We start from the raw sequence: 23,608 nt of genomic DNA on the forward strand, positions 1-23,608 counted from the left end.
GACACCATTGACTGCTGAGGTTCTATGCTGCGCCTAAATCGAAAATCCCTAATTTCAATCCTATTAAGCGTTGTTGCCATTATTTTAGTCGGCTGTGGCGGCCCCAGTGCCACTACCACCCCCCCGCCCACCTATAGTGAGTTGCAAATTACTCGCATTCAAGACTACCTAAGTGACATTGAGAAAAATGCCGAACGCTTTGCTGATTTAGAGGTCAGTGTCGCCAAAGGCGATTGGCAGGAAGCCCGCAACATTATGCGCGGCCCTCTTGGGGAAATGTTGATGGATATGCGTGCCCTCAACCGCAACCTTTTGGCCAAGGATCAACCCACCCCCACCGCCTTGACCCGTGCCCTGACGGATGACTTCCTGAAAATTGATCAGGGGGCGGATCTCAATAGTGTCACCGTGGCTCAAGAGGGCTTCCGTGATGCTGAAGCGGACTTCAAGGCCTATCTCAATAGCTTGCCTGAGTTGTCCTAGTCCTCTGCGTTTCTCCTAGGTTGATAGCCGTTGCCCATGTCCTTCGTCGGTCTGCATATTCACAGTGATTACAGTCTTCTCGATGGTGCAAGCCAACTTCCCGACCTAGTGGCACGGGCAATGGAATTGGGGATGCCCGCGATCGCCCTTACGGATCACGGGGTGATGTATGGTGCCGTTGAACTGTTAAAGCTGTGTCGCGGCAAACCCCTGAAGCCAATTATTGGCAATGAGATGTACGTCATCAATGGCGACATCACCAAGCAGGAGCGCAAACCCCGCTTTCACCAAGTGGTGCTGGCCAAAAATAAACAGGGCTACCACAACCTCTGCAAACTCACCACCATCTCCCACCTGCAGGGCTTCCAAGGCAAAGGCATTTTTGCTCGCCCCTGCATCAACAAAGAACTCTTGGCACAATACCGCGACGGACTCATTGTCACCAGTGCTTGCCTTGGCGGTGAGATTCCCCAAGCGATTTTGCAGGGCAAGCCCGATTTGGCACGCAGTGTTGCTGCTTGGTATCAAGAGACCTTTGGTGAGGATTTTTATCTTGAGATCCAAGACCACGGCAGTCAAGAGGATCGGGTGGTCAACGTTGAACTGGTGCGCATTGGCCGCGAGTTGGGGATCAAAATCATTGCCACCAATGACTCCCACTTTATCTCCTGCAATGACGTTGAAGCCCACGATGCCCTGCTGTGTATCCAGACCAACAAGCTGCTCACCGATGACAAGCGGATGCGCTATAGCGGTACGGAGTACCTGAAATCTGCTGCTGAAATGGCTCGCCTGTTTCGGGATCACTTGCCCGCTGAGGTGATTGAAGAGGCCTTGGCGAATACCCTCGAAGTGGCCGACAAGATTGAACCCTATAACATCTTTCGTGAACCCCAAAGTCCAGAGTTTCCCGTGCCTGCTGGCCATACAGCCGATACCTACCTCGAGCAGGTGGCGTGGCAAGGACTGTTGGAGCGATTTCACCTCAGCGATCGCCAGCAGTTGGATACCACCTATCGGCAGCGACTGGAATATGAGCTAAAAATGCTGCAACAGATGGGGTTCTCGAACTATTTCCTTGTGGTTTGGGACTACATCAAATATGCCCGCGATCACAACATTCCCGTCGGGCCAGGGCGGGGATCAGCGGCGGGTTCCCTTGTGGCCTATGCCCTGCGCATTACCAACATTGATCCTGTACATCACGGCTTGCTGTTTGAGCGGTTTTTGAACCCTGAGCGCAAGTCCATGCCTGATATTGATACGGACTTCTGCATTGACCGCCGTGAGGAAGTGATCCAGTACGTCACTGAAAAATACGGTAGCGATCGCGTCGCCCAGATCATCACCTTCAACCGCATGACCTCAAAGGCGGTGCTCAAGGATGTGGCACGGGTGCTGGATATTCCCTATAGCCAAGCGGATCAAATGGCAAAACTAATTCCGGTGGTGCGGGGCAAACCCGTCAAATTGGCGGTGATGATCTCCGATGACACCCCCTCACCGGAGTTTAAGGAAAAGTACGACAGTGATCCGGTCGTGCGCCGCTGGATTGATATGGCAATGCGCATCGAGGGCACCAACAAAACCTATGGCGTCCATGCGGCCGGCGTCGTCATTGCCTCAGAACCCTTGGATCAACTGGTGCCACTGCAACGCAACAACGATGGTGCGGTGATTACCCAGTACTTCATGGAGGATCTGGAATCCCTTGGCCTTTTGAAGATGGACTTTTTGGGTCTCAAGAACCTGACAATGATCCAAAAGACGCGGGAGCTGATCCAGAAAAACCACGGCAAAACCCTTGATCTGGATGCATTGCCCCTCGACGATGCCAAAACATACCAAATTCTGGCGGAAGGTAAACTGGAGGGCATCTTCCAATTGGAATCCTCGGGGATGCGCCAAATTGTCCGAGATCTCAAGCCCTCAAATCTGGAAGACATTTCCTCGGTGCTGGCGCTCTATCGACCGGGACCTTTGGATGCAGGCCTGATCCCCAAATTCATTAACCGCAAGCATGGGCGGGAACCCATTCAATACCAACATGAGCTTTTGAAGCCTATCTTGCAGGAAACCTACGGCGTTCTCTGTCTTGCTAAGGGGACTTTGATTACCCGGCCTGATGGAACCCAAACTCCCATCGAGGAGATCCGCGCAGGTGATTGGGTACTGTCCTCAGATGGTCAACGGGTTTGGCCTGCCAAAGTTGCAAAGCAATGGTACAGCGGTAGAAAATCCATTGTAAAGATTACTCTTTCCAGTGGGACTCAAATTTACTGCACGCCAGAGCATCGTTTCCTCACACCCGATGGCGATCGCTCAGCTTCTGAGTTGAAACCCGTGAGTAATGTCAAGAATGCCCATGTCCAGGGTTCAATCCTTTATGAGGCATGGCAACACTGCAAGAACCCATATTTAACTTCTCTGAGAAAGAAAGAGGAGTTGGCAGTAGCGGTTGTCGTGACTCAAGAGCTGCGTGTTGAAACTGACCGACAGGATGTTCGCCCAGTCTTTGTAGTAGCCGTCGAACCTTGGGGAGAAGCAGACTGCTTTGACTTAGAAATGGCAGACCAAGCCTCTCCTTACTTTCTTGCCAATGGCATTGTGACTCACAATTGTTATCAGGAGCAGATCATGCGGATGGCACAGGACTTGGCGGGCTATTCCCTAGGTCAAGCGGATCTGCTGCGCCGCGCGATGGGCAAAAAGAAAAAAGAGGAAATGGAAAAACATCAAGCCCTCTTCATTGAGGGAGCGGCGAAAAATGGGGTGCCCAGTGCAGTCGCCCAAGAACTCTTTAAGCAGATGCTGGATTTTGCTGAATACTGTCTGAGTGGTGAGACAGCGGTGATGACGGTGGAATATGGTGCTGTTCCCATTCGCCGCTTGGTGCAGGAACGGTTGGCCTGTCAGGTGTACAGCCTTGATCCCCAAGGGCATCTTTATACCCAGCCCATTGCCCAATGGCACTTTCAGGGCTTCCGTCCCGTGTATGCGTATGAACTTGAGGATGGCTCAACGATTTATGCGACACCCGATCACCGCTTTATGACCACCTGTGGCCAGATGCTGCCCATTGAGCGAATTTTTCAGGAAGGACTGGAGCTATTCACCCCGCCGCAGGCACTCCTTCAAGGTCTCAAACCAGCGGTGCAGATGAGCGGCTAGGCAATCTTGAATAGCTTTACTCACGAGATCCGTGGGTTGGTCGGCCTCAATTCGTTGCCAGCGATCGCCCCCTGCCTCAGCCAAGGCCATAAATCCCTGACGAACTCGCTCATGAAAGGCCACCGCATTCTGCTCTAGGCGATCCGCTATGCCCCGCCGTTGGGTACGGGCAAGGCCAACACTGACGGGAAGATCGAGCCAGAGAACTAAATCTGCTCCTAGACCCCCCGTAGCAATCTGGTTGATTTGCTGAATTATCGGCAAGTCCAGCCCCCGCCCATAGCCTTGGTAGGCAACGGTAGAAGCCGTATAGCGATCGCACAGGACAATGCCCCCCCGTTGCAGTTGCGGGCGGATACTAGTTGCCACGTGTTGGGCGCGATCGGCGGCATAGAGAAGGAGTTCCGCCATGGGATCAATCTCTAAATCACTATGGAGCAGCAGTTGCCGCAGGCCTTGGCCAAGGGGCGTTCCCCCCGGTTCACGGGTAAGGAGCAGGGGCGGATCAATGTCAGCGGATCGTAATTTTGCTAGCCAACCACTTTCCTCTAGCCATGTGGCGATCGCCCCCATTTGGGTGGTTTTGCCGGCACCCTCTCCCCCCTCTAAAACAATAAATAAACCAGTGTAGGGATGCATGAATTCAGCGATTTCGAGGAAAGGTTTGATATAATCGCGGCATCCTGCCAGTGCAATGCAGGTCACCCTACAATGGGGGTAATGCTCAATTCCCTGTGATTTCCTAGGAACACCAGCAGCGATAGCACCTCATCTGTTCCGTGATTACACTAGAACCATTGTTCGCGAATTATTAGTTTACCACTTGGCGGTTATGGCTCGATATGCGCGTGTTGTTACCATTGCACTCCCTCGGGCACGGCTAAAGGAAGAGCTGGTGCAAACCCTAGAAGCCTGTGATTTGACGGTGACCCATGTGGGGGATGATTACGTTGTCGCACGGGAGAGCACGCTCGATGCTATTTCAATGTCGCAACTGGTCACGGTTGAAGTCCTAATTGATAAAACCACGCCCCAAAACGATGTCACCAAGTTTGATCTGGTGCTCAAGAATAAGGAACTGACCCTCAAGAAAAACAATCACTGCTTTGAATGGTTTGACCGTGTGAGTCGTGCCATCGCCGAAAATGAAAACTGGGAATTGGTCAATACGGTCGCGACACTGTGACGGGGCTGCCAGCAAATGCAACAGTCACCATTGTGGGCGCCGGGGCGGTTGGCTCGGCGATCGCCTACGAACTGAGTCGTGTTCTTGATCCAGCGGAAACGCCGATTCTTGTCCTTGAGGCGCAGGGAGAGGAAGATTGGCAAGCGACCGGTGCAGCTCTTGGTGTTCTCATTGTCCACCTCAGTCGGCGGCGCCGCGGACGTAACTTTCAACTACGCCAAGCGAGTCTGGCACGTTATGAAACCCTCATTCCCGAGCTAGAGGCAGAGACAGGGGTTAAGATTCCCTACCAGCGCCGAGGCATTATCGAAATCTGTACCACTGAGGACGAGGCGATCGCCACCCAAGCATGGTTGCAGGAACAGGCGCCCCAAGGCGTGCAGTGGCTCTCGCCAAAGGAAGTCCAAGATCAATGTCCCCTTGTGGATATCCACCACATTCACGGCGCACTTTGGGCAACGGGCGATCGCCAAGTCACCCCTAAACCCTTCACTCAAGCCCTGCGCCAAGCCGCTCATCAACGGGGGGTAAAGTTCTTTTATCAAAGCCCTGTCCAACAGCTCCAGCGATCGCCCCAAGGGGGATGGATTTTACAGCTCGATCAAGCAGCTATCGAGACCGAATACCTGATCTTGGCGGCGGGTCTAGGGACAACGCCCCTGACGCAAGCCCTCGATCGCTCTGTGACTGTGGAACCCGTTTTAGGACAAGCCCTAGAGTTTGCCTGTGATGCAAATACGCCAGTGATGACCGCTGAAGGGATTCATTTTGTCCCCTTGCCTTGGGGGCGGGTGTGGGTGGGCGCCACCGTGGAGTTCAACACCCTAATCGGCAATCCCCAAACCCTTGCTCAACTGCATGGAAGAGCGATCGAGCTTTGGCCGGTTCTGAAAACGGCTCCCTTAACCCAACAGTGGCAGGGACTACGACCCCGCCCGAGCGATCGCCCGGCACCCATCATCGAAAAAATAGACGACCACACTTGGCTGGCCACTGGCCATTACCGCAACGGTATTTTGCTGGCTCCCGTAACCGCCCAAATGATTACCCAATCTGTGATCATGACCTTAGCCGAGTGCGATCGCCGCAAGGGGGGCACAGCATTGATAAAATAAATTTCAGCGTTGTGGGATAGATACCATGGAAGTCAATGATCTCGGCTTGGTGGCAACGGCCATGTTTGTCTTGGTGCCAACGGTGTTCTTGATTATTTTGTACGTGCAAACGGAAAGTCAGCAGAAAAGTAATTAAGATGGATCTCTATGGTCGGAGCGAAAATCGCTCTATTGTGCCAGAGAGTCCCTAAATAATCCTTGTTTGTACGGCCTGTGACTGCTGCTTCGTTTTCACCCCTTTGTATTGCACCTACGCACGTCTATCGCGGTTGGTCAATTCTCTCCCAAGCGGGGGAAGCCATTGCTCAATTGGGGCATCATCCCCTTTTAGTGGTTTCACCGCAGCGGTATCAGCAGCTTGAGCAGGAGTGGCAGGCGATCGCCCGCTCCCATGATCTCACCTTCAGCGTGGGGACATTCCATGGCGAGTGCAGTGAAGCCACCCTTGCCCAGCTCCGCCAAGAAGCGCAAGGCAGCGATCTAATCATTGGCATTGGCGGTGGCAAAGCCCTAGATACCGCTAAACTCTTGGGGCACCAACTCAACTTGCCCGTAGTAACGATTCCCACGTCGGCAGCCACCTGTGCCGCTTGGACAGCCCTCTCCAATATCTATACAGAGGCCGGTGCCTTTGCCTATGATGTGGCACTCCACCGTTGCCCGGATCTGCTGCTGTTGGACTACGCCCTGATTCAAACGGCGCCGAAGCGAACCCTGCTTGCCGGTATTGGCGATGCCCTTGCCAAGTGGTACGAAGCCTCGGTGAGTAGTGGTCACCGTCAAGAAGCCCTGATTGTTGCTGCGGTACAGCAAGCCCGAGTATTGCGCGATATTCTCTTGCAGCAGTCTGCTGAAGCCTTGGCCAATGTGGGCAGTCCCGTTTGGGAAAATGTGGTTGATGCCAGTGTTCTGATGGCAGGCATGATTGGTGGCTTGGGGGGTGCCCAATGCCGCACGGTAGCAGCCCACGCCATTCACAATGGTTTGACCCAACTGCCCCAAAGCAAGGGCACACTCCACGGGGAAAAAGTGGCCTACGGCATTCTTGTCCAACTACGCTTAGAAGAAATTGTCCAGGGCAGTCAACTGGCCACCAGCGCTCGCCATCAGCTTTGTCAATTTTATGAACAGGTGGGCTTGCCCCTGAGTTTAGAGGATTTGGGCTTCCAAGAGGCCAGCTTGGCGCAACTCCAGCACGCTGCTACGGTTGCCTGTGCGCCCCACTCCGATATTCACCATCTGCCGTTTCCCGTGACGCCTGATCTGGTGCTAGAAGCAATGGTGTCCACCGTGGTCGGCTACAGTGCTAAAGTCTTGGATGGGAGTGCCCGCTAGATGGGGTTAGAGTGGATTCAGCCGGCCGATCGCCTTGGGGCATTGCCGCCCTACGTCTTTGCGCGTCTCGATGAACTGAAGCTGAAAGCCCGCCAGCAGGGACTGGACTTAATTGACTTGGGCATGGGCAATCCCGATGGCTCCGCGCCGCGTCCGGTGATTGAAGCCGCGATTGCCGCCTTTGAGGAACCCAGTTACCACGGTTATCCCCCCTTTGAAGGCACAGCGGTTTTCCGTCAAGCCATTACCCGTTGGTATCAGCGCCGCTACAATGTCTCCCTTGATCCCGATGGTGAAGCCTTACCCCTGTTGGGATCAAAAGAGGGACTGACGCACCTTGCCCTTGCCTATGTGAATCCGGGGGATGTCGTCCTTGTGCCAAGCCCCGCCTATCCTGCCCATTTTCGTGGACCTGCGATCGCCGGTGCTAACATCTATCCCCTCATTCTCAAACGGGAAAAGGGCTGGCTCATTGATCTGAGTGCAATTCCCAGTGACATCGCCCGTCAAGCCAAGGTTTTGTACTTTAACTATCCCAGCAATCCCACGGCGGCGATCGCCCCCCGCTCTTTCTTTGAAGAAGTGGTTGCCTTTGCCCGCGACTATCAAATCCTACTGGTGCATGATCTTTGCTACGCCGAACTGGCTTTTGATGGCTATCAACCCACCAGCTTGCTAGAGATTCCCGGTGCCAAGGAAATTGGCGTTGAGTTCCATACCCTCTCGAAAACCTACAACATGGCCGGTTGGCGGGTTGGGTTTGTGGTGGGCAACCGCCACATTATTCAAGGCTTGCGGACGCTGAAAACGAACTTAGATTACGGGGTTTTTTCTGTCTTACAGAAAGCGGCAGAGGTGGCCTTGAGCCTGCCCGATAGCTACATTGCCTCTGTGTGCGATCGCTATCGTCAACGGCGGGATTTTCTGATTCAAGGCTTGAATGAACTGGGCTGGCAACTCACCCCAACCCAAGCAACCATGTACCTGTGGGTGCCCGTACCCGTGGGCATGAGTTCGACAGATTTTGCCCTCAAACTGCTTCAGGAGACGGGTGTTGTTGTGACCCCCGGCAATGCTTTTGGCGAAGGCGGTGAAGGATACGTGCGCATTAGCCTCATTGCGGATTGCGATCGCCTCGGTGAAGCTCTTAAACGTATGGCTCAAGCCAATATTCGCTTCGATAGCTTAAGTCGCTAAACTCACCCCGACCTGACCATGACAAAAACGAATGCTGCCCGCCAGCCCTCAAGGCTCCTGATTCTGGGTGCCCTCGGTGTCGTCTATGGTGACCTAGGGACGAGTCCCCTCTATGCCTTTGAGGAAGCCTTCAATCCCCTTCATCTCCTAACGGTTACCCCCGCCAATATCTACGGCATTCTCTCCTTGATCCTCTGGGCGCTTGTCCTGATTCCGACGTTGAAGTATGCAACCTTTGCCCTGCGTGCTGACAATGGCGGTGAAGGCGGCATTTTTCCCCTGATGGCGCTTGTCCTCTCCCGAATTCGTCTCAGTCCCCACTGGCGGCGCTGGGTAATCATTTTCGGTCTGGTGGGGGCGGCCATGTTCTATGGAGATAGCACGATTACCCCTGCCATTAGTGTCCTCTCTGCCGTTGAGGGGCTAGAGGTGCTCAGTCCCCAGTTTGGGAGTTGGATCGTTCCCCTAACAGTGCTTATTCTTGTGGCGTTGTTTTGGTTTCAACATCGCGGTACCACCCAAGTGGGGCAGGTCTTTGGCCCGATCATGTTCCTCTGGTTTATGACCCTAGGCATTCTTGGGGCAATTCATATCTTTGAGCAGCCCACGATTCTGAATGCCCTCAATCCTTGGTGGGGAGTACAACTCTTTCACACCCATCCTAGCCAAGTGCTTCTCCTATTGGGAGTGGTGATTCTAGCACTGACGGGTGCCGAGGCCATGTATGCCGATATGGGACACTTTGGGGTCGAGCCGATTCGCTTGGCGTGGTATCGTCTAGTCTTTCCCGCCCTTGCCTTGAATTATCTGGGGCAGGGTGCTTTCATTCTCAAGCATCCAACGGCTACCCATAATCTCTTTTTCCAACTTGTACCTGCGTGGAGCGTCTTCCCCTTAGTCGTTCTCAGTACATTGGCCACCGTCATTGCGTCTCAAGCGGTGATTTCGGGAGCCTTTTCAATGACTGCTGCGGCTATTAAGTTGGGCTACCTGCCTCGGCTGCGCATTGATGTTACGGATGATCATCACCGTGGCCAAATCTATATTCCGGTGATCAACTGGCTGCTCCTAGTTACGGTTCTGCTTCTGGTCATCACCTTTAGAAGCTCATCAGAACTCGCGGGTGCCTATGGTTTGGCGGTTAACTTAACCATGGTGGTTACGACCCTCTGCCTGATGCTGGTGGCGCGGCACTTATGGCGATGGTCTATTCTGCAAATTGGCCTTGTTTGGGTCAGTATTTTAGTGATTGAAATGGCTTTCCTGATGGGAAATGCCCTCAAGATTCCCCACGGTGGCTGGTATCCCCTCGTTTTCGGTGGGATGATCTATATGCTCTTAGTGACGTGGCGACAAGGGCAGGTTCTGCTGCGGCAGCAACTCCTGCAAGCAAATGCTCACTGCTCCCTCAAAGAGCTGCTCAGTCAAGGGGTTGCACGGGTGCCGGGGATTGCTGTTTTCTTCTCACCACTTCCCCATACGATTCCACCCACCTTTATTCAAAATCTCCAGCACAATCATGTGTTGCATGAGCAGATGATCTTTATCCATTTAGCAACTGCGAATTTACCCCATGTGCCCTTGTCAGAACAATTGGCCTATACAGTTACGGATGTCGGTATTTATGAAATCATCCTTACCTCGGGGTTTCGCGATCGCCCCGATGTCCTACTCGCCCTTGAAACTTGCCAACGTGTCCTCAATCTCCCCCTCAACGAACCCATGAGTTTCTTCCTAGGCCGTCGGACAATCATCCCCACCCACGCCCCCGGCATGACCTACTGGCAAAAGGTTGTCTTTGCTTGGCTATATCGCAATGCTGAGGATGCCATGACCTACTTTCGTCTGCCCCCCGAACAAGTGGTGGAGCTTGGCATACAGGTAGAGATATAAAGCTGATAGCTAGTCACAAAAATTTACAGAAACTACTTGCACACTTAGAGATCAGAACTTTAGAATGACAACAAGTTATTGAATCTTACTGTATTAATCATGCCTGCTGCCATTGGAATTGACCTAGGAACAACGAACTCTGTAGCAGCGATTAAACTTGCTGAGACTGAGGTTATTACAGCAGATGACAATACACCACCAGAAAGAAAGCTAACCAGATCAATTGTCTCAATTTATAACAATGAGCTTGTTGTGGGTGAAACAGCTTACAATCAATTTCGTTCTAATCCAGCCAATGTTATCTTCTCGATTAAACGGCTAATGGGACGTGGCATCAATGATCCTGCCGTGCAGCAGCATATTCAGAACGTTCCGTACAAGGTGACACAGTTTACCCAAGGGACAGAGAATGCACTTTCTGTGTGGATCAATGAGCAGGAATTTTTACCTGAAGACATCTCGGCTGAAATTCTAAAAAAAGTCGTCAGAAATAGCCAAGAATATCTCAGAAAGAATCATATTGGCAACGATACTATCAATCAAGCAGTGGTCACTGTACCCGCATATTTCAATGACAGTCAACGCAGTGCAACCCGTCGTGCTTGTCAAAAGGCTGGTTTAACTCTGCTAGAACTCTTACCTGAACCTACAGCAGCAGCAATTTCCTATGGTTTTAAGCCAAACTCATCTGAGTTTAAGACAATCCTAGTCTATGACTTTGGCGGTGGCACCTTTGATGCATCGGTCATCCAAGCAACTGGTTCAATGTTTATAGAACTTGGTAAGGCAGGTGACCTGTGGCTCGGTGGTGATGATATTGATCATAAGATTACCCAATTTGTCAAAAGTAAAGTCACTGAGCAAGAGGGTCTAGATGACTTTGATCAGCAAATGAATAAAATGCCCCACTATCAAAAGCTCAAGTTTATTTCTGACCTAAAAAATGCTATTGAAAGGGCAAAAATTGCTCTAAGTAGCAAAGACGAAGTTGTTATCTCTCCTGCAACACCATTGTTAGATGATAATGGATTTGACATTCCCATTGAAGTCAAAATTAGACGCTCTGAACTAGAGGCAATGATCAAGCCTTATGTAGATCGCACTATTCAAATCTGCCATCAAGCTTTAAGTCTATCTGAGTTTTTCCCTAGCGATATTGATGTCGTTTTAATGGTAGGTGGCTCCTCGCAAATTCCCTACGTCCAACAGTCTGTACGAGAGGCATTTGGCAATAAGGTTGTCATTCACCCAAGGCCAATGTATGCCGTAGCTGAAGGAGCAGCTATTGTCGCTGCTGGCTTAGTGGATAAAACAACCACTGTTTCTCGTGATTACTGTATTGAACTTGAATCCGATCCGCGCTATAAAGTCATCAGTAAGGGAGAACAACTTCCTTGTCAAAAAATTGAGACCTTTAAGACAGTTGCAGATGATCAGCGGCTGATACACCTTAAGTTTTTCAGTCCCGATTTGGTTCGAGATCAATTAGACTCTGGTGAAGCTCAGCACCATGATGAACCTATAGGTGAAATGTGGTTAGGCTTAGATAAGCCATATCCAAAGGGTACTGAAATTGTTGTTACATTTGAGCTGAATGATAAAAACGAAAATCTTTCTGCTACGGCATGGTTAAAGAACGATCCATCAATCAGGGTCAGCTCATCGTTTACTCAAGGCCGAGCCAACGAAAAAATCTATCGTGAGCTAAGCCAGTCTATCGATGAAATTAACGCTGAAATAAGTTTAACGAAATATGGTCTGTCTGAAATTCAAAAAGAGGCATGTGAGGTAATATTTTTAGCTAATCAAATTGAAATTAATAATATTGAAAATCAGGATATTCTAGTAAGAGCCACAGAAAAATTAGAAGATTTCAAGTTTAATAATTCACCTGCAAAGATAAAAATGGACTCAATAGAAAATAAGTGCGATAACTTACTTAAGTTGTATGATTTTTTACTAGATGAGGATCAAAAGTTGCGCATACAAAACATCAAAGCATCAGTTCAAAAATCAATTCAAACTAAAAACTTATCGACCGAAAAAATAGAAGATGATTATAACAAAGAGATGAATCTATTGCCGAAACTAGTAAAAGGTTTGGAAATTATCAGAGAAGGTGCTATTAGCAGCAGCTCAACTGAATTATCTACTAGGTTTATTAAGTTATTAGAATTAATGCGACAAGGAAATTTTGAAGAAGCAGACGTAATCTATAGACAATCGATTGATGAATCTATTGGAATTATTGAACAGAATAATGAGGAAATAAAAATTAAAGGTGGTGTAGATAAGTCCAAAGTCCAATGAATATAGAACACAAGCAAGCTAAAGTAAACTTTCTGTGCCCAGTTTGTGAACATCAAATCTCTGGAGAAGAGGTTTGTCCAAATTGTGATGCCAGACTGGAGAATCTTATTTTACTAAATTCTCTAGAAGAGGTAGTAGAGAGTAAAGCGCAACAATATTCAACTAGAAAAACGGTGATTCTTCTACTTATCATTACAGGTGTATTATCGGCTTTATTCTATTTTCTAAATAGCTACTATGCAAGACTACTAACCCAAGTGACTAATGGTATAGAGCAAAATTCCATCAGCTTTACTAAGCTACCTATTGCTCAGGGTACAAAAGATCTTCAACCAAGGAGATACCATATTGTCCAACAAGGAGATTCATTATCTTCGATTGCCCAGAAATATCTTGGCAATGCTAATAGATGGCCAGAACTCGTTATAAAAAATCCTCACTTAAGCTCAAGAGTGAATCAGATTGATATTGGAGAAAAAATACGTATAGACTAGGCACTTAAAGGATAGATAGTATGTATATTTTAATTATTCTGTTTTTATTCATACTGTATCTTAGTTTTCAGGTTTCCTCTTATCAAAAATCTCGTTTTTTATTTATTAGTTTACTCAAAAAATTTCATGATGTTGATCCAAAAGTACGTGCTAATCCTTTTGAAACAACGTACCTAGATGAACTACTATCGGACTTAAAAAACAAAGTAAATCATTTTATTTTTCAAGAGAGTCAATCTTACAGAGATTTCAAGTCTGAGCTTATACAAGAGCTACAAAGAAAAAAGGATTTTCAATCTCTCTATTCTGAAATTACAAGATTAATAAATCAAAAATTTTATAAGAAAGCTGTCTCTAAAATAAAATCTGCAAGACAGTTGTATGCCATAGAAGCGCTTGATAGTTTACTGGATGAATGCAATAAGTATCTTTTGGCAGAAGAGCGCTACCTTGAATTAATCTCTGAAGCAAAGTTGCTTTTTGATCGTTGTGATTTAAGACTAGCTATTCAAAAGACGACAGAAGCAATAGCGATTATAGAGCGGGATGATGGTATTTCACTACTTGAAAAATTAACAGGTATCAAAAAATTATTATCAACTTATCAATCTGGTCTTAAGGCAGAGCAGAAATATAGATTTAGTGACGCCATTAATTTTTATAAAAAAGCTTACGAATCTAGTGAGTTTACTGAATTCATGGATCGTTTGACTGATTATAAGCATCGTTATCGCTTGGCTTATGTCTACATTAAAGCACGAGAATTTTCTAAAGCATTAGAGTATATTCAATCTAATAGAAGATTTCTAGATGAGGATGAGATTCTCTATTTAGAGGGACAGATTAGTTATCTGAAAAATGACCTAGACCAGTCACTTATTAGTTGGAATAGCATTCAAAAACAATCTGAATATCAGATTCAAGAAAAAATACAAGTAATTCATCAATTACAGCGAGAATTTTATTTGAATAAACTAGCCGAAATTGAGAATGAAATTAAGAAGTCTAATTACGACAAAGCATACCAGCTTAGTCTTAACTATCTTCAACTATCGGATGGGGGTAAAAGAAATCTCCCACAGATTGATTTATGTAAGAGAAACTTAGATCACCATATTATTCCTGTGCGGAAGCGACTTTTATTCACTAATGGAACCACAAATGAGATTTTTCAACACTGTGAGGAAGAGTTCTTAAAAAATCCATGTATAGAAGCACTTCATAATTTAGCAATAAGTTCTTATTATTCAGTGATGAATGGTGATTTCTCTAAAACTGAGCGATTTATTTCTGCTTGGATTACTAATATTGCTAATCTTTCTCGCGAAACTTCTCTGAAAAAATCTCTTTGGATTGATTTTGAGGTAGATATAAATACTCTCAAAGATAGACTCTTAAAGTTAATAGAATCCAGAGTGCTAGATTTGCAGAATGAGCTAGAAAATGATAAATATATGCGAATTATTAATGTGTTCAGATGTGATCTTGCGGCTTATGATCAATTAAAAGGTAATCTTAGAAGAGGTATTTATATTAACAACATCTGGTTGTCTCCTAGTCTGTACCGATTTTTGCGGTCTTCTGGCTGCTCAAAAGCTTCTTCAAACTTGAGTACTGACCAATACTACTACTCTGATTTAGGCATAGCAATTACTGCGTTTGAATATGGTGATATTGCAACTGCAAGAAAACTTGCTGATAGGAAGTTAGAAACTAATTCTAAAATACAAGAAGATGATTTATCTTACTCACACAAACTTTTCTATTACTATAATGGACTAGCTTACCTAAACGAGGTGAAAACTCAAGAAGCATTTTTAATGCTAAATAAGGTAAAGAAATTTATAACTAATTCCACTGAACTTAAAAAGAAAGTCAATGATGAACTGTTCAAGTGTTATTCAGTGGTTGCTGAGGATAGCTCTGATTTAGAAAAAACTGCTAAATTTGCAGAAGACTGGTTTAATCTCTTCGTTTCTGATGAATCTAAAAAGTATTATATAGAGTCTCATGTACGACTAATTTATAAAAACTATGCAAAATCTTTGATAAGTATTGATAAAGCTCTTCGTCAACTTAACGATCTTCTAAAAATAGATTCTAAAAGTTCCTATTTATTAGATGCAATTAAGGAGTTATCTATTCAGAAAGAGCTAGATTTAATTCATTCATTATTTCAAAGTAATAATATTGAAATGGTTGTCATCAAAGCTAGAAGCTCTCAGTATCCTGAGGTTAGGTATAAAGTTGCTAAAGTATTGGCGGATATTGCACTTGAAATTGTAGAAAATAAATATGCTACGTTTAGTGAACGCCAGCTAGCTTATCGGCTTATATCTGACGCTCGTCAAATTTATCCCCAGTTATTTGAGTAATAAGGAGTAACATGGATGATTGAAGTGAATCCATATAAAATATTGGAATTAAGTCCAGCGGCATCTCGGCAAGAGATTATGCAAGCTGTTGCCATTGCAATGAAAAAGCGAAAGTATTCAGCCGCTCAGATTGCTAATGCTCAAAGATTTTTAATGAATAGAGAAAATCGATTAATTGCTGACTTGCTTTTACCGATTTTACCAGATGCTGTTAGGTTTACCTCTTTCAATTGTGATTCTAGTAGTTCTAACTTGACGCAGTCTAAGTCATTAGATATTAGTTCTCCTAATGAGTTGAAAAATCTAGAATTTCTATTGGGTAAAATTAGTGATATATTAGAATAGATAGCCTATAAATTTTTATGGAGTCAAAAAAGTTCTTGATTTCAGAGGAGCAAAAGAAGAAGCTACTCGCATCTATATCTCAGTTAATGCGAGAAAATACGCAGCTATCTCAAAATATTCGACAAATTAATTCTTCTTATGATTCCAATTTAGGAGAGTTTTTGCTTGAGCTTTTAGAGATTTATGATTCTCTAGAAAACTTATCTGAGTATTTATCTGCTAATCCTGATCCACCTGCTGGATTTTTGCAGCGTTTACCACGCAATCTTACTTCTATCAAGAATCGTTTCTTCGCAGTTTTAGAATCCCAAGGTGTTTCTGAGTGCCAGTTAGAGGAGTATGAATTTAACCCGAATTTTTGTAGAGCTATAGATGTCATTCACGATAAGTCATACCCTGATAACAAAGTGGTTAAAGTGCTAAAGAAAGGTTACTTAGTTAAAGACCTAGTCTTACGTCCCTATGAAGTAATTGTGAATAAATTAAATGAATGAAGGACTTTGAATTTTGAAGTCTTAAGCACTCAAGCCTCTAGGTCTATTCCATCCTTAAAACCTTATAGCCACTGGGAGCATTTATCCCAAACGACTGTTCCATGCGGTTTCTGCATCCTTGAGCGCCTGATCAATGGTCTTTTGCCCCAAGAGAACTGCCTGTAAATTCTCGTAGAGGAGTCGTTGTAGTTCCTTAATGTCCCGTAGGGGGGGAATGAGAACCTCTGCTTGGTTCATTTGAGCAGCACTGACGGAGCGGGCGATGTCCACAGGGGTGGCATTTTCGCCAAGGGTGCGGAAGTAGGGATCTGCTAAGGCTGCTTGTGTAGAAGGCAGGACATTCGCTTCCTTAGCAAAGGCCAGTTGGTTTTCATTATTGGTGACAAAGAGGGCAAATTCTACGGCTAGTTCCGGATGGCGACTCTGGCGGGGGACAAGTAAATTCATCACGGCAACATTTTTCTTACCAGTGTCTCCGGTCAACTGGGGGGCGGGGGCTGAAACGGCTGCAATAGTGGGGGCATTGGTGGCGATCGCGTTCAAAAATTCTGGACTGGTCATCAATAGAGCCGTTTGTCCCGCTTGATAGAGTTCGATGCCTTGACGGTGGCCTTCGGTGAGCACCTGTGGCGGCAAGAGTCCCTGACGATAGAGATCCAGCCAATACTGAAAAACGGCTTTGCCCACCGCGGAATTAAAGGCAGCACGGCCTTGATCATCGACAAGCTTCACCCCCATCTGCACCATGGCCTGCATCAGTTCGGCAGAGTCCTCGGGCACCATCGTGATAAAGAAGGCGTATTTGCCTGTTTTCTCCTTCACGGCTTTAGCCACACTGGCGAGTTCGGCAAAGGTTTGGGGGGGGCGATCGACCCCAGCGGCGGCAAGGATCGCCTTGTTATAAATCGTTACCCGCGAGGTGAGGTACCAAGGTACGGCAAAGCTCTTGCCCTCTAATGTCGTGGCCTGCCAGATATTCGGTAGATAACGCTCGCGCACGGCTGGCGGCACATAGTCATTGAGATTGAGCCACGCATTGCGTCCTGCCAACAACGCGGCAAAGTCAGGGTTCAGGTTCACCACATCGGGAGCAGTGCCCGCTAATACTGCCATGAGAATTTTGGTCTGCATTGCCGTCCAAGGAATATCCACCCAGCGCACATGGACATCGGGATGTTGGGCTTCAAATTCCGCAATCAGGCGATGGAAGTAGTCAGTAAATTTCGGTTGCAGTTGCATGGTCCAGAATTCAATCTGGGTGCCTTGGGTAGGCGGCGTTGTTCCACAACTGGTGAGAATGGCCAGCCATAGCCCCACCAACAGCCCAGAGATGCAGCGTTGCCACGATCGCATTGCTGAGGACTCCTACAGGGGGGGGAGTTCAGAGGTACAGGCACGGCAGCGGCTCGCCTTGAGGGGTACGGACTCCAAGCAGTAGGGACACTCCCGTTGTTCAGGGGCAGGGGGCTTCTTGGGCAATAGGGGCAAAATTAGCTTCAAGAGAATAAACAAGCTCAGGGCAATCACCCCAAAGTCGAGTAAACTGCCTAAAAACTTACCGATCCGAATCCCTGAACCAACAGTCAGTTCCCGCCAGTCGCCCCCCGGAATCAGAGGATTGACCAAAGGCATGATCAGGTCTTCCACAACGGAAGTAACAATGCGGCCAAAGGCACCACCCACCACGACAGCGATCGCCAGATCAATGACATTCCCCTTTAGGGCAAATTCGCGGAACTCCTGCCAAAATTGCTTGACCTGTCGGCGGTTCAATCGCGCCATGCCCACTCCTCAACAAAAATTAACATTTATCTTCATCAATGACCAAAATTTTATCGATGCCGCTAGCCAACGGGCAAACTCTAGGCTAACATTGTAGATCCAGTCAGAAAGTGTTCGAGCGATCGCTGGTATGATTGCGTATGGCACCCACTTCTGCCCGCTTGATAACTCACTATACACCCCCATTTTCGTTAAAGGAGCTAGGAAAACACTCGCATGGTCAATCAGGAAAAAACGTTAGACGTGGGCTTTACGCATGCTGATTTTGCAGCCTTACTGGACCGGTACGATTACCACTTCAACCCCGGCGACATTGTTGCTGGCACCGTCTTTAGCATCGAACCGAAGGGTGCCCTGATTGACATCGGTGCGAAAACCGCTGCCTACATTCCCATCCAAGAAATGTCTATCAACCGGATTGACAGTCCGGAAGAGGTGCTGCAACCGAACGAAACCCGCGAATTCTTTATCTTGGCGGATGAAAACGAAGAAGGGCAGCTTACCCTCTCGATTCGTCGTATCGAGTACATGCGGGCTTGGGAGCGTGTTCGCCAACTACAAGCGGAAGATGCCACTGTTCGTTCTCAGGTCTTTGCCACCAACCGGGGGGGTGCCCTTGTGCGCATTGAGGGGCTGCGCGGCTTTATTCCCGGTTCCCACATCAGCACCCGTGTCAATAAAGAAGAATTGGTGGGTGAAGAGCTGCCCCTGAAGTTTTTAGAAGTGGATGAAGAGCGCAACCGCCTCGTCCTCAGCCACCGCCGTGCCCTTGTCGAACGCAAGATGAACAAACTGGAAGTGGGCGAAGTGGTAGTTGGAACCGTGCGTGGGATTAAGCCCTACGGTGCCTTCATTGACATTGGTGGGGTTAGCGGTCTGCTGCACATTTCCGAGATTTCCCACGATCACATTGATACGCCCCACAGTGTTTTCAATGTCAATGACCAAGTCAAGGTGATGATTATTGACCTTGATGCTGAGCGGGGTCGGATTTCCCTTTCCACCAAGCAACTGGAGCCAGAACCCGGTGACATGGTGAAAAATCCGCAGTTGGTCTATGAAAAGGCTGAAGAGATGGCAGAGCGCTATCGTCAGCAACTCCTGCAACAACAGCAGCAGGCCACCGCAGAGACCACTGAAGAAGTCATTGAAGACATTCCCGAAGCCACTGAAGACGATACGGCTGAGCCGATTCTTCAAGAAGCCTAGGATGTCCCTTGCCCTCACCCTTGGGGATCCAGCGGGCATTGGCCCAGAAATTCTCCTGAAAGCCCTAGCTCACCTGCCCTCAGACCAGTTAGGGCAGTTTTTTATTGCCGGTACCGGCCAAGTATTAGAGGAAACCTACACTCGCCTCTGTCAGCAGGGACAGGTGGCCATTGATCCTGCTCAGCTTCAGATTTGGGAGCATCCCCTCGATGAGAGGATTGTGCCGGGACAACCCAGTGTGGTGAGTGGGGCGGCGAGCTTTGCCTACTTAGAAACAGCTATTCAGCGGGCGATCGCTGGCGATGTGGCAGGGGTTGTGACAGCACCGATTTCTAAGGCCAGTTGGCAGGCGGCAGGTTATGCCTTTCCCGGTCAAACAGAAGTGCTGGCTCACTTTACTGGAACGGCCAACGTGGGCATGTTGTTCTTGGGGCGATCGCCTGTAACTAACTGGGTGCTGACCACTTTACTTGCGACGACCCATATCCCTCTGCAAGAGGTGCCCAAAGCACTGACCCCCGAACGTCTCAATGAAAAACTGGCGCTCCTTGTGCAGTTTCTGAGGGAGCGGCGGCATCTAGAGCGGCCTCGCATTGCCATTGCTGGTTTGAATCCCCACAGTGGTGAGCAGGGACACTTAGGCCAAGAAGAAGTGGCTTGGCTGATTCCATGGCTCGCAGCCGCCCAGCAGCAGTATCCCCATGTTGAACTGATTGGCCCTGTACCCCCCGATACCCTCTGGATTGGGGCTGCCGATGCCTGGTGGGGACGCCCTGCCCCGGCAACTGCCTACGATGCCTACCTCGCCCTTTACCATGATCAGGGGTTGATTCCCGTGAAGATGCTGGCCTTTCGGGAAGCGGTGAATACCACAATTGGCTTGCCCTTTATTCGCACGTCCCCGGATCACGGTACGGCCTTTGACATTGCGGGTACAGGGGTGGCAGACCCACAGAGTTTTCTGGCGGCGATCGCTTGGGCACAGACCCTGAGCGAAGGATCGGTTTTCCCTCTCACCCCCGCCTAAAGTGCCTTTGATAGAATGCAACTAGATAACAAACCAAACGGTCAATCGTTGGCATTTGGGTTGTTGCTGTATCGGGCAGAGTCATATGGGATTCTTTGATTCGGAAATTGTTCAACAGGAAGCACAACGCCTGTTTCAGGACTACCAGCAGTTGATGCAGCTTGGCTCCGAGTACGGCAAGTTTGACCGCGAAGGGAAGAAAATTTATATCGAAAAAATGGAAGAACTCATGGACCGCTACCGTATCTTTATGAAGCGGTTTGAGTTATCCGATGACTTTATGGCGCAGATGACTATTAAACAACTGGAAACACAACTTAGCCAGTTTGGTATGTCTCCCCAAACCATGTTTGATCAAATGCATCAAACCCTTGAGCGCATGAAAGCCGAAGTGGAACGCCAACCCTAGGGGAGACAGCGCGTGTTGCTGTGCAATTTGGATGGGGTGATTACGCCAGAGGCCTCGATTTCTGTGCTTGATCGTGGGTTTCTCTACGGCGATAGCGTTTATGAAGTGATTCGTACCTATCGGGGGATCCCCTTTGCCCTACCAGAGCACCTCGCACGGTTGCGCACCTCAGCGGCCTATCTCTACATGACCGTGCCGTGGTCTGATGAGTACATTACCCAAGAAGTGCAACGCACGTTAGCGGCTGCCCCAAGTGGAGAATATTACATTCGGATTGTCGTCACCCGTGGTAGCGATCGCCGCATTGGGCTATTGCCAGAACCAACCACCCAGCCCAGATTATTGATTGTGTTGATGGCGATCGCCCCCGAACCAACATTGAGTGAACAGGGAATTCGCCTGACCATTGCCAAGCGGCAACGCACGAGCACCGCTGCCCTTGATCCAGCAGCCAAAACGGGCAATTACCTCAACAATATCTTGGCGCTATTGGAGGCGCAGCAAGCTGGTTTTGACGACGCCCTGCTTCTCAATGCCCAAGGGCAGATGACCGAGGCCACGACCAGTAACCTCTGGATTGTCCGTGATGGTGTGGTCGAGACACCCCCCACCGCCGTTGGCATGCTCCACGGAATTACGCGAGCGACGCTGTTGCAGATCCTCTCAGACTTGGGCATTCCCCATCGGGAAGTGATTCTCACCCCGCAGGATCTAGGGAGAGCCAGTGAGGGCTTTCTGAGTTCCTCGGTGCGCCTGCTAATGCCGATTCGCCAAGTGGATGAGGTGATCTTGCCCGCCTGTCCGGGACCCGTGACTCGAAAGCTATGGCGCGAGTTATTAGCAGTCATGGAAAAGGCGGCTCTGACCTAGATACAGTCCTTTTCTAAAATAGGATTAAGTGTTTTCGTATAATAGCTTTTACAGTTTCCAGCGTTTGTCATCTTTCTGAAAGAAGCTTTATAAAGGTTAGAAATGAAATGATTATTTCGTATATCAAGCTACGCAACTGGAGAAACTTCCTTTCGGTTGATGTTCACCTAAAAGAGCGAATGTTCATTATTGGACCGAATGCTTCAGGGAAGTCCAATTTTTTAGATGCATTACGTTTCCTGAGAGATATTGCCAAGGATGGTGGTGGATTACAAAAAGCAATAAAAGATAGAGGTGGACTGTCAAAAGTCCGTTGTCTATATGCTCGACGCTATCCTGATGTAGAGTTAGAAATACACTTATCAGACAACACATCTGCAAGTGAACCGATCTGGAGATATGGAATTGGCATCAAGCAAACAAAAGGGGGGCAAAATTTGCCAATCCTATCCTATGAACGTGTCTTTAAGAATGGTCAACTCATTATTGATCGCCCCTCTAGCGAAGACAAAAAAGATACTCTACGATTAACACAGACTTATCTTGAACAGATTAATTCTAATTTTGAATTTAGAGAAATATCAAAATTTCTAAGTTCGATTTTATATCTTCATTTAATTCCACAATTACTCAGATATCCAGATGTTTTTAGTAGTGCCGAATTAGAAGATGATCCCTTTGGAAAAAACTTTCTAGAAAGGGTGATTAAAACACCTGAAAAAACCCGAAGATCGCGACTTCACAAGATTGAAGAGGCACTCAAGTTAGCTGTCCCACAGCTTAAAGAACTCAAAGACGTTAAAGACGAAATGGGCATTCCTCATTTGGAAGCAGTTTACCAACACTGGCGACCTAATGCAGGTAAGCAGCGTGAAGATCAGTTTTCAGATGGCACACTTCGTTTAATTGGTTTATTGTGGTCTCTATTAGAAAGTGATTCCCTACTCCTACTAGAGGAACCTGAACTATCTTTGAATGCAGGGATCATTGCCCAATTACCCTCTTTGATCTATCGTTTTCAGAAACAGCGCAAGCGTCAAGTGATTCTAAGTACTCATAGTTCAGATTTACTATCTGATAGAGGAATTGGTGGTGAAGAGGTGTTGCTGATGATGCCAACACCAGAAGGAACAAAAGTCGAACTATGCTCAAATATAAAGGAAGTGAAAAATCTTTTAGAGAGTGGTTTAACTATCGCTGATGTTGCCTTACCAAGAACCACCCCATCTGATGTTAGCCAACTTAGTTTTCTTCAATAATGTACTGTTCAGTTACTTTAGCCGTTGAGGATGATTTAAGTGAGACAGTTCTCCGTCAAATACTCTACCAAGTAAAATTTCCTCTGCCTGTCAGCACTGTCTTGAAGAGAAATGGTTACGGCTATCTTAAGCAAATTGCTGTTGGCTTAAATAATGCAGCAAAAGGCTCCCCCTACATTTTGCTGACTGATTTAGACAATTATGAATGTCCCCTCGCTCTTATCAATAGCTGGCTACCACAGCCAAAACACTCTAATTTTTTATTTCGAATAGCCGTACGGGAAGTTGAGTCTTGGGTATTAGCTGACCGTGAGCGCTTTTCTAATTTTCTAGGTATATCAATTGATTTAATTCCTGATAATACTGATAGCTTGCAAGACCCAAAAGAATTCCTAATTTCACTGACACGTAGATCTAGAAAGCGTTCTTTAGGGGATGCAATTGTGCCCAAGCAGGGCAGCACTGCCAAAGTGGGTAAAAACTACAATGCTACGCTGATGCAATTTCTCGAACATGATTGGCGAGCTGATGTTGCTGCGCAGCACTCCAGTAGCCTACAGAGATCACTGACCGCTATTAGATTATTTCAAGCTGATATCAGCAACTTGGGATGAATATTTTTGTGCTGGGATAGGAAGTTTTTCTTGACTTTCA

22 protein-coding genes are annotated in these 23,608 nt (G+C 47.6%); 19 read left to right on the forward strand and 3 right to left on the reverse strand.

What is annotated here, in order from left to right; genetic code table 11:
• Positions 1-24 precede the first annotated feature (24 nt).
• A complete protein-coding gene (gene psbQ, locus KV190_RS12430; protein ID WP_149818809.1) occupies positions 25-483 on the forward strand; it encodes a photosystem II protein PsbQ in 459 nt (152 codons plus the stop codon).
• A 36-nt stretch (positions 484-519) separates the two neighbouring features.
• Positions 520-3,654: a DNA polymerase III subunit alpha gene (gene dnaE, locus KV190_RS12435; RefSeq protein WP_460193697.1), complete on the forward strand. Its 3,135-nt coding sequence runs from the start codon at positions 520-522 to the stop codon at positions 3,652-3,654.
• Here the strand turns inward: dnaE and tmk are convergent.
• On the reverse strand, positions 3,592-4,293 hold the full coding sequence (tmk, locus tag KV190_RS12440) for a dTMP kinase (RefSeq protein ID WP_460195287.1): 702 nt from the start codon (positions 4,291-4,293) through the stop codon (positions 3,592-3,594). The two genes, dnaE and tmk, sit on opposite strands and share 63 nt — an antisense overlap.
• A gap of 193 nt (positions 4,294-4,486) precedes the next feature.
• Here tmk and KV190_RS12445 point away from each other — a divergent pair, with 193 nt between their 5' ends.
• From KV190_RS12445 to KV190_RS12495, 11 genes are all read left to right on the forward strand, one after another.
• Positions 4,487-4,840 carry a hypothetical protein gene (locus tag KV190_RS12445; protein ID WP_460193698.1) on the forward strand — a complete coding sequence of 118 codons (354 nt, stop codon included), beginning with the start codon at positions 4,487-4,489 and terminating at the stop codon, positions 4,838-4,840.
• Positions 4,837-5,955, forward strand: a complete 1,119-nt coding sequence (locus tag KV190_RS12450) for an NAD(P)/FAD-dependent oxidoreductase (protein WP_460193699.1) — start codon at positions 4,837-4,839, stop codon at positions 5,953-5,955. Before KV190_RS12445 ends, KV190_RS12450 begins: the two co-directional genes overlap by 4 nt.
• Before the next feature lie 25 nt (positions 5,956-5,980).
• Entirely contained in the window at positions 5,981-6,091 is a 111-nt protein-coding gene (psbM, locus tag KV190_RS12455) for a photosystem II reaction center protein PsbM (protein WP_099799548.1), read from the forward strand.
• Positions 6,092-6,168: 77 nt separating this feature from the next.
• Positions 6,169-7,290, forward strand: coding sequence for an iron-containing alcohol dehydrogenase (locus tag KV190_RS12460; RefSeq protein ID WP_460193700.1), 1,122 nt, complete (start codon positions 6,169-6,171; stop codon positions 7,288-7,290).
• Entirely contained in the window at positions 7,291-8,487 is a 1,197-nt protein-coding gene (locus KV190_RS12465; RefSeq protein ID WP_460193701.1) for an aspartate aminotransferase, read from the forward strand.
• Between the two features lie 18 nt (positions 8,488-8,505).
• Positions 8,506-10,380, forward strand: coding sequence for a potassium transporter Kup (locus KV190_RS12470; RefSeq protein ID WP_460193702.1), 1,875 nt, complete (start codon positions 8,506-8,508; stop codon positions 10,378-10,380).
• A gap of 99 nt (positions 10,381-10,479) precedes the next feature.
• Positions 10,480-12,690: an Hsp70 family protein gene (locus KV190_RS12475; RefSeq protein ID WP_460193704.1), complete on the forward strand. Its 2,211-nt coding sequence runs from the start codon at positions 10,480-10,482 to the stop codon at positions 12,688-12,690.
• Complete coding sequence (locus KV190_RS12480; protein ID WP_460193705.1) at positions 12,687-13,184, forward strand: LysM peptidoglycan-binding domain-containing protein; 498 nt, start codon at positions 12,687-12,689, stop codon at positions 13,182-13,184. The genes KV190_RS12475 and KV190_RS12480 overlap by 4 nt, the downstream gene beginning before the upstream one ends.
• Positions 13,185-13,204: 20 nt before the next feature.
• On the forward strand, positions 13,205-15,559 hold the full coding sequence (locus tag KV190_RS12485; RefSeq protein ID WP_460193706.1) for a PDDEXK family nuclease: 2,355 nt from the start codon (positions 13,205-13,207) through the stop codon (positions 15,557-15,559).
• A gap of 15 nt (positions 15,560-15,574) precedes the next feature.
• Positions 15,575-15,904, forward strand: coding sequence for a molecular chaperone DnaJ (locus tag KV190_RS12490; RefSeq protein WP_460193707.1), 330 nt, complete (start codon positions 15,575-15,577; stop codon positions 15,902-15,904).
• A gap of 17 nt (positions 15,905-15,921) precedes the next feature.
• Complete coding sequence (locus KV190_RS12495; RefSeq protein WP_460193708.1) at positions 15,922-16,398, forward strand: nucleotide exchange factor GrpE; 477 nt, start codon at positions 15,922-15,924, stop codon at positions 16,396-16,398.
• Positions 16,399-16,479: 81 nt separating this feature from the next.
• Here KV190_RS12495 and KV190_RS12500 read toward each other — a convergent pair whose 3' ends face one another.
• Together KV190_RS12500 and mscL are read right to left on the reverse strand one after the other, a co-directional pair.
• Complete coding sequence (locus KV190_RS12500; protein ID WP_460193710.1) at positions 16,480-17,751, reverse strand: ABC transporter substrate-binding protein; 1,272 nt, start codon at positions 17,749-17,751, stop codon at positions 16,480-16,482.
• A 12-nt stretch (positions 17,752-17,763) separates the two neighbouring features.
• On the reverse strand, positions 17,764-18,180 hold the full coding sequence (gene mscL, locus KV190_RS12505; RefSeq protein ID WP_310438163.1) for a large conductance mechanosensitive channel protein MscL: 417 nt from the start codon (positions 18,178-18,180) through the stop codon (positions 17,764-17,766).
• A gap of 216 nt (positions 18,181-18,396) precedes the next feature.
• On the opposite strand from mscL, the gene KV190_RS12510 reads away from it, so the two are divergent.
• From KV190_RS12510 to KV190_RS12535, 6 genes are all read left to right on the forward strand, one after another.
• Complete coding sequence (locus KV190_RS12510) at positions 18,397-19,389, forward strand: 30S ribosomal protein S1 (protein WP_149818829.1); 993 nt, start codon at positions 18,397-18,399, stop codon at positions 19,387-19,389.
• Position 19,390: 1 nt separating this feature from the next.
• Positions 19,391-20,416, forward strand: coding sequence for a 4-hydroxythreonine-4-phosphate dehydrogenase PdxA (pdxA, locus tag KV190_RS12515; protein WP_460193713.1), 1,026 nt, complete (start codon positions 19,391-19,393; stop codon positions 20,414-20,416).
• 85 nt (positions 20,417-20,501) lie between these two features.
• A complete protein-coding gene (locus KV190_RS12520) occupies positions 20,502-20,825 on the forward strand; it encodes a DUF1825 family protein (RefSeq protein ID WP_011057879.1) in 324 nt (107 codons plus the stop codon).
• Between the two features lie 12 nt (positions 20,826-20,837).
• Entirely contained in the window at positions 20,838-21,695 is an 858-nt protein-coding gene (locus tag KV190_RS12525) for an aminotransferase class IV (RefSeq protein WP_460193714.1), read from the forward strand.
• A gap of 107 nt (positions 21,696-21,802) precedes the next feature.
• Positions 21,803-22,954, forward strand: a complete 1,152-nt coding sequence (locus KV190_RS12530; RefSeq protein ID WP_460193716.1) for an AAA family ATPase — start codon at positions 21,803-21,805, stop codon at positions 22,952-22,954.
• Complete coding sequence (locus KV190_RS12535; RefSeq protein ID WP_460193718.1) at positions 22,954-23,568, forward strand: hypothetical protein; 615 nt, start codon at positions 22,954-22,956, stop codon at positions 23,566-23,568. The genes KV190_RS12530 and KV190_RS12535 overlap by 1 nt, the downstream gene beginning before the upstream one ends.
• Positions 23,569-23,608 lie beyond the last annotated feature (40 nt).

It is taken from the genome of Thermosynechococcus sp. FA-CM-4201, from assembly GCF_054689355.1.

Excerpts from the sequence above, each read along its gene's own strand:
- KV190_RS12520 (WP_011057879.1), top strand. The coding sequence starts at position 20,502 with ATGGGATTCTTTGATTCGGAAATTGTTCAACAGGAAGCACAACGCCTG.
- KV190_RS12470 (WP_460193702.1), top strand. The coding sequence starts at position 8,506 with ATGACAAAAACGAATGCTGCCCGCCAGCCCTCAAGGCTCCTGATTCTG.
- dnaE (WP_460193697.1), top strand. The coding sequence starts at position 520 with ATGTCCTTCGTCGGTCTGCATATTCACAGTGATTACAGTCTTCTCGAT.
- KV190_RS12510 (WP_149818829.1), top strand. The coding sequence starts at position 18,397 with ATGGTCAATCAGGAAAAAACGTTAGACGTGGGCTTTACGCATGCTGAT.
- mscL (WP_310438163.1), bottom strand. The coding sequence starts at position 18,180 with ATGGCGCGATTGAACCGCCGACAGGTCAAGCAATTTTGGCAGGAGTTC.
- psbM (WP_099799548.1), top strand. The coding sequence starts at position 5,981 with ATGGAAGTCAATGATCTCGGCTTGGTGGCAACGGCCATGTTTGTCTTG.
- KV190_RS12465 (WP_460193701.1), top strand. The coding sequence starts at position 7,291 with ATGGGGTTAGAGTGGATTCAGCCGGCCGATCGCCTTGGGGCATTGCCG.
- KV190_RS12490 (WP_460193707.1), top strand. The coding sequence starts at position 15,575 with ATGATTGAAGTGAATCCATATAAAATATTGGAATTAAGTCCAGCGGCA.
- psbQ (WP_149818809.1), top strand. The coding sequence starts at position 25 with ATGCTGCGCCTAAATCGAAAATCCCTAATTTCAATCCTATTAAGCGTT.
- KV190_RS12535 (WP_460193718.1), top strand. The coding sequence starts at position 22,954 with ATGTACTGTTCAGTTACTTTAGCCGTTGAGGATGATTTAAGTGAGACA.
- KV190_RS12530 (WP_460193716.1), top strand. The coding sequence starts at position 21,803 with ATGATTATTTCGTATATCAAGCTACGCAACTGGAGAAACTTCCTTTCG.
- KV190_RS12495 (WP_460193708.1), top strand. The coding sequence starts at position 15,922 with ATGGAGTCAAAAAAGTTCTTGATTTCAGAGGAGCAAAAGAAGAAGCTA.
- KV190_RS12485 (WP_460193706.1), top strand. The coding sequence starts at position 13,205 with ATGTATATTTTAATTATTCTGTTTTTATTCATACTGTATCTTAGTTTT.
- KV190_RS12500 (WP_460193710.1), bottom strand. The coding sequence starts at position 17,751 with ATGCGATCGTGGCAACGCTGCATCTCTGGGCTGTTGGTGGGGCTATGG.
- pdxA (WP_460193713.1), top strand. The coding sequence starts at position 19,391 with ATGTCCCTTGCCCTCACCCTTGGGGATCCAGCGGGCATTGGCCCAGAA.
- KV190_RS12480 (WP_460193705.1), top strand. The coding sequence starts at position 12,687 with ATGAATATAGAACACAAGCAAGCTAAAGTAAACTTTCTGTGCCCAGTT.
- KV190_RS12445 (WP_460193698.1), top strand. The coding sequence starts at position 4,487 with ATGGCTCGATATGCGCGTGTTGTTACCATTGCACTCCCTCGGGCACGG.
- tmk (WP_460195287.1), bottom strand. The coding sequence starts at position 4,293 with ATGCATCCCTACACTGGTTTATTTATTGTTTTAGAGGGGGGAGAGGGT.
- KV190_RS12475 (WP_460193704.1), top strand. The coding sequence starts at position 10,480 with ATGCCTGCTGCCATTGGAATTGACCTAGGAACAACGAACTCTGTAGCA.